Source organism: Sphingomonas sp. Ag1 (assembly GCF_000980895.1).
GTDB lineage: Bacteria > Pseudomonadota > Alphaproteobacteria > Sphingomonadales > Sphingomonadaceae > Sphingomonas > Sphingomonas panaciterrae.
This window is the reverse complement of sequence record NZ_LAZX01000088.1, coordinates 123,935-131,286: the sequence shown is the minus strand read 5'-3', so window position 1 is coordinate 131,286 and position 7,352 is coordinate 123,935. Positions and strand designations below refer to the sequence as shown.

The 7,352-nt window shown below is 64.0% G+C and carries 8 protein-coding genes; 5 read left to right on the top strand and 3 right to left on the bottom strand.

What is annotated here, in order from left to right; genetic code table 11:
* Positions 1–292: 292 nt before the first annotated feature.
* The 4 genes from XM50_RS08140 (at position 293) to XM50_RS08125 (ending at position 2,198) form a co-directional block, all read left to right on the top strand.
* Positions 293–796 carry a hypothetical protein gene (locus tag XM50_RS08140; RefSeq protein WP_156167204.1) on the top strand — a complete coding sequence of 168 codons (504 nt, stop codon included), beginning with the start codon at positions 293–295 and terminating at the stop codon, positions 794–796.
* Between the two features lie 59 nt (positions 797–855).
* A complete protein-coding gene (locus XM50_RS08135) occupies positions 856–1,116 on the top strand; it encodes a type II toxin-antitoxin system Phd/YefM family antitoxin (protein WP_037448192.1) in 261 nt (86 codons plus the stop codon).
* 3 nt (positions 1,117–1,119) lie between these two features.
* Positions 1,120–1,557, top strand: coding sequence for a hypothetical protein (locus tag XM50_RS08130; RefSeq protein ID WP_046408785.1), 438 nt, complete (start codon positions 1,120–1,122; stop codon positions 1,555–1,557).
* Between the two features lie 320 nt (positions 1,558–1,877).
* On the top strand, positions 1,878–2,198 hold the full coding sequence (locus tag XM50_RS08125) for a single-stranded DNA-binding protein (RefSeq protein ID WP_037448186.1): 321 nt from the start codon (positions 1,878–1,880) through the stop codon (positions 2,196–2,198).
* Positions 2,199–2,242: 44 nt separating this feature from the next.
* Here the strand turns inward: XM50_RS08125 and XM50_RS08120 are convergent, their stop codons facing one another.
* The 3 genes from XM50_RS08120 to XM50_RS08110 form a co-directional block, all read right to left on the bottom strand.
* The gene (locus tag XM50_RS08120) at positions 2,243–2,434 is read right to left on the bottom strand and encodes a hypothetical protein (RefSeq protein WP_037448279.1); all 192 of its coding nucleotides are present in this window, start codon (positions 2,432–2,434) and stop codon (positions 2,243–2,245) included.
* Between the two features lie 99 nt (positions 2,435–2,533).
* Positions 2,534–3,145, bottom strand: a complete 612-nt coding sequence (locus XM50_RS08115) for an AbiU2 domain-containing protein (RefSeq protein ID WP_037448276.1) — start codon at positions 3,143–3,145, stop codon at positions 2,534–2,536.
* Between the two features lie 276 nt (positions 3,146–3,421).
* A complete protein-coding gene (locus XM50_RS08110) occupies positions 3,422–5,287 on the bottom strand; it encodes a reverse transcriptase/maturase family protein (protein WP_046408784.1) in 1,866 nt (621 codons plus the stop codon).
* 916 nt (positions 5,288–6,203) lie between these two features.
* Here XM50_RS08110 and XM50_RS08105 point away from each other — a divergent pair.
* Positions 6,204–7,181, top strand: a complete 978-nt coding sequence (locus tag XM50_RS08105) for a DUF2493 domain-containing protein (protein WP_037448183.1) — start codon at positions 6,204–6,206, stop codon at positions 7,179–7,181.
* Positions 7,182–7,352 lie beyond the last annotated feature (171 nt).

Genomic DNA, 7,352 nt, shown 5'->3' with positions numbered 1-7,352 from the left:
GAGCCGGCGGCGCCGGCAGGCACGGACGGGCTCGGCGAATCCTCGGCCGATGGCGCGTTCGGCGGAGAGCCCGCCTCCGGTGGCGAGCCCGCTTCCGGCGGCCGTCGCCGCCGCCAGCCCGAGATGGCCGACTGACCTCACGCCGTGCGCCTCATCGGGCGCACGGATCACCAGGGCTCGCTTCGCTCCCCCCGGCGAAGCGGGCCCTTTTTTCTGTTTCCGGCTATAGGCCGGACACCGATCTTCGGTAGAATCCGGGAAGCCGCGGACACGCGGTCAGCAAGGAGTGCCGATGGCGGCCGATGATCAACCCGTTTCCTGGACCGGCCGCTTCACCGACCTCGGGCGGGACGATCAACGAGCGCTTGCAGCGCTTGTGAAAGACGGCGGGGCGATCCCCGACACGATCGAACGTATCCTGCCGCGGCTCGGCCGAAGCCACCGCGTGGAACTGCTTCGCGAGCCCGGGACCAATCGCATCGTCGGTGCCGGCGTCCTCAAAGACCCGTCCACAAACTATCGTTGCAAGAAGTTCGCCGAGGCCGGCGTGGCAATCGATGGCTATGAGGATGCCCCGGAACTTGGCTACATCGTCGTGGCAAAGGACATGGAAGGGCAGGGCCTCGGGGAGCGCCTCGTTCGCGCCGTGGCCGATCCGCTCACCAAAGCCTGCTTCGCCACGACCGACAATCCCAGGATGCACGGGAAGCTGAGCCGGGCGGGCTTCTCGCGCCAACGCCAGGACTGGCAAGGCGCCAGAGGGAACCTCTCGCTCTGGACGCGACCTGCCCGATAGTCAGCCGCCGTCCTTGAATTTATCCGGAAACTCCGTATATTCCGGGCAGGAGAATCGCCATGCCCCAGACCGCCAGTTCCGTCGAGGTCTCGAAATCCTTCGGCCGCTTCAGCCGCCAGGCCCTCGAGAGCCCGCTGACCATCACCCATCATGGGCATGAAAGCCTCGTGCTTCTGTCGCATGCCGAATATCAGCGGCTCAAGAGCCGTGATCGTCAGGTCTACACGCTCGACAACATCCCGGACGAGATTGCCGAGGGCGTGCGCGCCGCGCGAGCGCCTGCCGAGGCAGCCGCGTTCGATAACGAGGTCGAGTCCTGACGCGTGAAAATACCTGAACCGGTTCCAGGCCTCGTCATCCGCTACGCCTATCTCTGGAGCCACGAAGCCAAGGCCGGCCACGAAGAGGGCAGCAAGGACCGCCCCTGCGCCATCCTCCTGACCGCAACCACCAAGGCCGGCGCAAGAATGGTCACCGTCCTTCCGGTGACGCACACGCCCCCGGCTGACCCTAAACTCGCGGTGGAGATCCCGGCGGCGACGAAGGCGCGCCTTGGCCTCGACGACGAGCGATCATGGGTGATCCTCACCGAACTCAACCACTTCCAATGGCCCGGCCCCGACCTGCTTCCAGCGCCCGGCGATCCGGCCGGCGACGTCGCATACGGCGTGCTCCCGGCCAGCCTCTACGAGACCATTCGCACGCGTTGGCTTGCCGCCTACGACGCTGGCAAGATCGCCCAGGTTAAGCGGACCTCCTGACCCATTGCGCCGCCAGACGCGTCCAATGAGATGACGCTGCATTTGCCGGTCAATCGCCGATCGGCCCCGCATCGACGTGGTGGGTCCCCGTCATCCTTTGGTGCCAGCGCCTTTCCGTCGCCGGTTCCTGACACCTGCGGCGAGACGGCCGCGTCCCACAACCCCATCCGCTCGCCCGTGTTGCCGCTACGCGGCTGCCCGCGCCAGCTCGCTCCCGGGGTTTCCCTCCGCGCTTCGCGCTCCGGTGTCGGCCGCGCCCGCACGCCGCTCTTCGGTGTCACCGGCGGAAAGGCCGCCGCAGCATCGGAAGGAGCAGTCCCATGAACAACGTCAACATCACCGGCCGGGTCGCCAAGGACCCCGAGACGCGCGGCACCGTCACCACCCTCATCGTCGCGACCGATCGCGTGAAGCTCAGGGACGGCAAGACCTATGTCGACGAGGCCACCGGCTACACCGCCAAGGAAACCGAGTTTCACAAGATCACCTGCTTCAACGGTCTCGGCCGTGCCGCCGCGATCCGGGAGAAGGGCAACGTGGTCGCGATCACCGGCCGCCTGCATTATTCGAGCTGGGAGGACCGCGACGGCGTGACGCGCTACGGCTGCGAGATCATCGCCGACAAGATCGACTTCTTCTGAAGCGCAACGGAGCGGCGCTCACGCGCCGCTCTGTCCGCCTGTGTTCAGGCCGGAAGCCGCATCGCCGGCGCCGGGATCGTCGGCGTCAGCAGGTCGGCCACGCTCTGCGTGAAACCCAGCGCCAGCACCACCTCGTCGCGCGACAGGGTGAAGCTGCGCGCCAAGCCGTCGACCAGCAGATCCTTGAACCGCGCGGCGAGTGCCTCCGCGGCGTCCCGGATCATGGCCTCGTCCATCGCCAATCTCATGACGCTCTCCATGCATCGTGATCCTGCGCCCCGACTCCGTATAGCATTTTTCGTGCCGCCGGCGGACCGACAATCGATCGATCGATGTCAGTCGAGCTGGCCCGGGTAGTTCTGGCGGCGGCCCGCCTCGAGATTGCGCACCATGTTGTCGACACCGATCTCGAAGAACTCGGCGAAATGGAAATTGGCGTGCTCCCTGAGCTTCCACTGGTGCTCCGAGATCACGGCGATCACAGCATTGGCGAGCGCGATAACCGCAGACCCTTCAAGCGGATAATCCTCGTAGATTCGCCCCGGATCGAGGAAATACTTCTTGTCCAGGTGCGCGAAGAACCGGTCCCGGCGGCCCATGATCGCCGCGATCGTCGGCCGATGACTCTCGAGCGCCGCGACCTGCGCGTCGAGCACATCGGCGGGTGGTGTGCCCGCCTTCCAGGCGATGTTTTCCCGGTTCTTCCGACAGAACTCCAGAAACGCAAACACGCTGCCCTCCGCCCGGCGGGGATCCTCGAGCAGCCGCGCGACGGCCAGGTGGAGGTCGGTCTCGGCCGACAGCATCAATGGATAGAGGATCGGCTCGATCGTCCAGAGGCGATCGCCATGGATTTCATGCTGCCGGAGCAGCTGCGCATAGACGCCGAGCTTGGCGGCCAGGCCGGGTGGCTCGGTCCCGTGCAGCAGCGTCGCATAGCGCGACAATCGCTCCTCATAGTTCGCCTGGATCAGGGCCTTCACGCGCACTCCGCAGGTTCGTCAAAGACGCTGCTTGCCAGATTTGCCCGCCGCCTGCGACCTGCCGTCGTCGCGCTGTCATCAACCGCCAATGGTTCGACGCATCCCACCCTGCGGGCGGGACCGGCGCTCTACTCGCTGTCGCTCCCGGAGCCCCGTCTCCGCCGGGTCTCCGTAGGGTAGACGCGAGACGCCTCTTTCGAGGACGCCCCAGCGCCTCCCCCCGAACCGTGCTTGCACCTTTCAATGCACACGGCTCTCCATTCTGACAGGCATCCGGCCACCGTGATGCGCAACATGACACTTGTGGCACAGGACGACTGTCCTGCGCCGTCGTGCCGATTGTACCCAAGGCGTCAGTTGGTCGCGTCGCTTATCTTTCAGGCGATTGGGATGATGCATCTCGAACGGACCATCGGTGTCGCCGCATGCCTCGCATTGCTCGGCACTCAGGCGCGTGACCAGATCGTTCGGGCTCTGCGCAAGGCGAGAGCCTACCGTGATGGAGTCGACGAGGGGGTTATCCCACGTCTTCACGATCAGATGCTTCAGTTTCCACACCTTATGGACGCGCGGCTCGCCCCGAACCACGGTGATAACACCGTGATCCGACCCCATCTTCAGATATTCCTCGGCCTGCCGCCTCGTCGAGCGTCGCCGGCATGCTACAGTCGCAAAGAGGCTCCTGAGCATGACCAGCTCCAACTTGTCGAGTGACGCTTTCACGCCATCGGCGATCGCATAATAGTTCGCGAAGCCCCGGAACTCTGAGTTATAGGCAACGATAATCTCCGCCAAACTGGATTCCATGAGTTGCGGACGCACCCGGCCATTCCTCATGTCGAGGTTGCCGAGCTTTTTGCGCCTGCAGAACGCATAGACCCGATCCCTCGGCACCCACAGCTTGATATTCCCCCGCGTTGGCCGACGAAGGATGCGTCGCATCCCGCCGCCGACCGCCTGTCGCCCCGCCATTGTTCCGGGAGAGCGCAGCGTGAAGGCGCATACGTGGAAGCCAAGGAACGGCGATCCCCTCGATGCATCGCGAACCCCGGTTTTCTCCGGTGATACCGTCAGATTGAGCCGATCAGCAAGGAAGTGCTGTATGTCGGCCATGATCCGAACGGCATCCGCCTTGCTGCCGATCACGCCGACGAGGAAGTCATCGGCATAACGGCAATAGCGCAGGCGGCGGAAGTTGGGGTCCATTTGATCAACGGATGATATCTTCCGTCGATCCCGATTGATGGCTTCGATCCGAGCAAGACGGGTTCGGACCTCTGCCTCATCCGCGCCAACGGCACGGATTGCATCGATCTCCTTGCGAAGTGCGGCGATTTTCTGGCTTTGGACAACATATGCGGGATTGGCCCGCCGTTTGACGCCCTTGTCGAAGCGAGCCCGCATTTCCTCCATGAACAAGTCAAGCTCATGAAGATAGATGTTGGCAAGCAAGGGCGAGATGACCCCGCCCTGTGGAGTGCCGCTATAGGTCCGCTCGAACTTCCATTCGTCCATGCACCCGGCCTTGAGCATCGTCCCGATCAGATCAATGAACACAGGATCATCGATCCGGCGGGCCAATAGGCTGAGCAGGATATCATGGTCGATGTTGTCGAAGAACCCGCGAACATCCACTTCGATCAGCCATTTCGCGCCCGTCCAGGTTCTGCGGATCTCTTCGAGAGCCGTGTGGCAGGAGCGACCCGCGCGAAACCCATGACTGTGTTTCGAGAACACAGGCTCATAGATCGCCGCGAGGATCATTCTCGCCGCCTCCTGAACGATGCGATCATCCGCCGTAGGAATGCCCAATGGGCGCATTTTACCATTACCCTTGGGGATATAGACCCGCCGCACTGGACGAGGGCGGTAACGGCCTTCCGCCACGCCTTGGGTCAGACGATCCAGCCTCGCCAGCGTCATGCCGTCGAAGGTCTGGCCGTCTACTCCCGGCGTCATGGCACCCCGGTTTCGGGATACCCTGTCATAAGCCCGCTCATATAAGCAGCGGGACCGCATGAGGCGGTGGAGACCATTGATCCGCTTGCCCGCCCGCGACAGGGCCGGAAGCTTCTCGATCCGTCTCAGGATAGTAGCGGTCTGCATCAGCAGTTCCTTTCCGTTGATCCATCGAGTTTACAGAACTGCCGTCCTTCGCCCGGGCGCGCGGATTTCGACAAGGATCGCTCCCGCTTATACCGCTGTCCCGTCCGCCTCTCGGCGGTTGTCCCGGCCATTGCACCGGGCATTTGACTACTATGACGGCTCCGTCGCCATGCAGGTCCGGCAAGCCGTCCTGTTTAGGCGATCCCGCAGTTGCGCGAGTGAGGAGTCGCGGCGCGTTTAGGTGCCCCGTTCGTTTCCTTAATCCCCTTACCGGGGCCACGCCGGGCGGACTGGCAGCGATTTGCAGGGCCGTGCTCCTCGCTCCGCTCGAGACGGTGTGTCAGCCGCGTTCACCGTCACCTACCTAGTGGTCGTTGGAAACTGGGATTCAAACAATCAAGTCTTCACCATGCGCGCCTTGCCTGCTGGTCAACCGTCAGGCTGCGGCGCCCAACTTCGATCCGTACCCCGACATGCTATGGTCCCGTTTTCCTTTCGGAATCTCAGCCGGTTCATCACCAGCACCGGTAAGTCGGTCAGGCATGAGCTATGCCAATAAGCTCAGTTCATTCGAACTCTCCTTTCTTCTTCGCGCCACAACGGCGCACGCCCTTACGGGTGACGATCACCTTGCGGGGAGCGTGAGGAGAGGTGGTGACCAAAAAATCTCTCTCTCTGAATTCCTAGTTGTGACGTGCGGGGATCCGAGCCCGTCAAGGATGAGCGGTTCCCCCAATTTTCACGCACCCTGCGCTGCGCTCCGGGCCCGAGAAAATCGGCTCCCCCGCTCCCCGCTTCGCGGCGTTAACCGGGATCCGACTGGCGCCGGCTTCCCGGTTAACGTCCCTGACCGGCACGACCGCCGCACGTCGAATGAGAAGCCTCATCGAATGGATGAGATTCCAAGGAGGCTATCATGCAGACCAGTTTCACCAACTTCGCCGACCTCGCCAGCCACATTGCCGCCGCGCGCGAAAACGAGGACCTGACCCAGACCTACGAAGGCGCTTTCATCGAGCATAGCGAGATGGCCAAGCTCAGCATCGTCGAGGCGCCGGAAGCGCTGGACATGCCCGACCCCGAGCAAGTCCGGGCCGCCGTCGAGATGATGATGCAGACGATGTTCGATGTGCTGCGCGACACGCGCATGGAGGCCTTCGCGACCGATCTCGCCTGGGGTTTCGCGAACAGCTTCCACGTCGTGGCGAAGCGGATCGAGGGCCGGGAGGACGACGCGGCCAAGAAGCTCGGCGACCTCGCCCGCGCCTACGACCCCTCCGAGATCTACGCGACCGAACTGGAGGACACGCAGCTCCTGTGTCAGACGCTGCAAGGTTGCCGGGAAGCGATGGAATGCATGCGCGACCACGCCGCCGAAGTATATCGCGTCGAAACCGGCAAGCCCTTCTCGCCGGTCCGGGGAAGCAGGGTGTCGAGCGCGCTCAACGCATCGATGATCGACGCCCGCGACTATCTCGCCTCACGCGCCCGCGAGCGCCGCGAACAGTTCGCGCCCGAAGGACCTGTGGTGGCCTTCTCGGGCGGTCAGGTCTGGGAAGACGGCGACCTGCTCTGGAAGGGTCTCGACAGCATCAAGGCGCGCATCCCGGAGATGATCCTCGCGACGACCGCGCAGGCCAAGGGGTGCGATGCCGTGGCGCACGCATGGGCCGCCTCGCGCGGCGTAAAGGTAATCCAGTTCCGCCTCGATCGCAGCCAGGGCAACCGCGCCGCCTTCGTCCGCAACGACCGCATCCTCAACCTCAAGCCGGTCGAAGCGGTCATCTGCGAAGGCTCGGGCATCCAGCAGAATCTCGCCCAGAAGCTGCGGCAGGCGGGTGTTCCGCTGCACATCGTCCGCCTCACCCAGCAGCGGGGCCAACGCGCCGCCTGAGGCGCTTGTCCGAGAGGCTCCGGCGTAAGCCGGGGCCTCTCTTCCTTTCTTGCGTCGACAAGCGGCGCTCAGGGGCATCGAGCCCCTTCGCGCCGCGAGACTGAGCGCCTGCGCGCTCGCTCCGGCATCCCGCCGCTGGCGGAAAAGGAGAGGGGGAGGATCGGCTGCGGT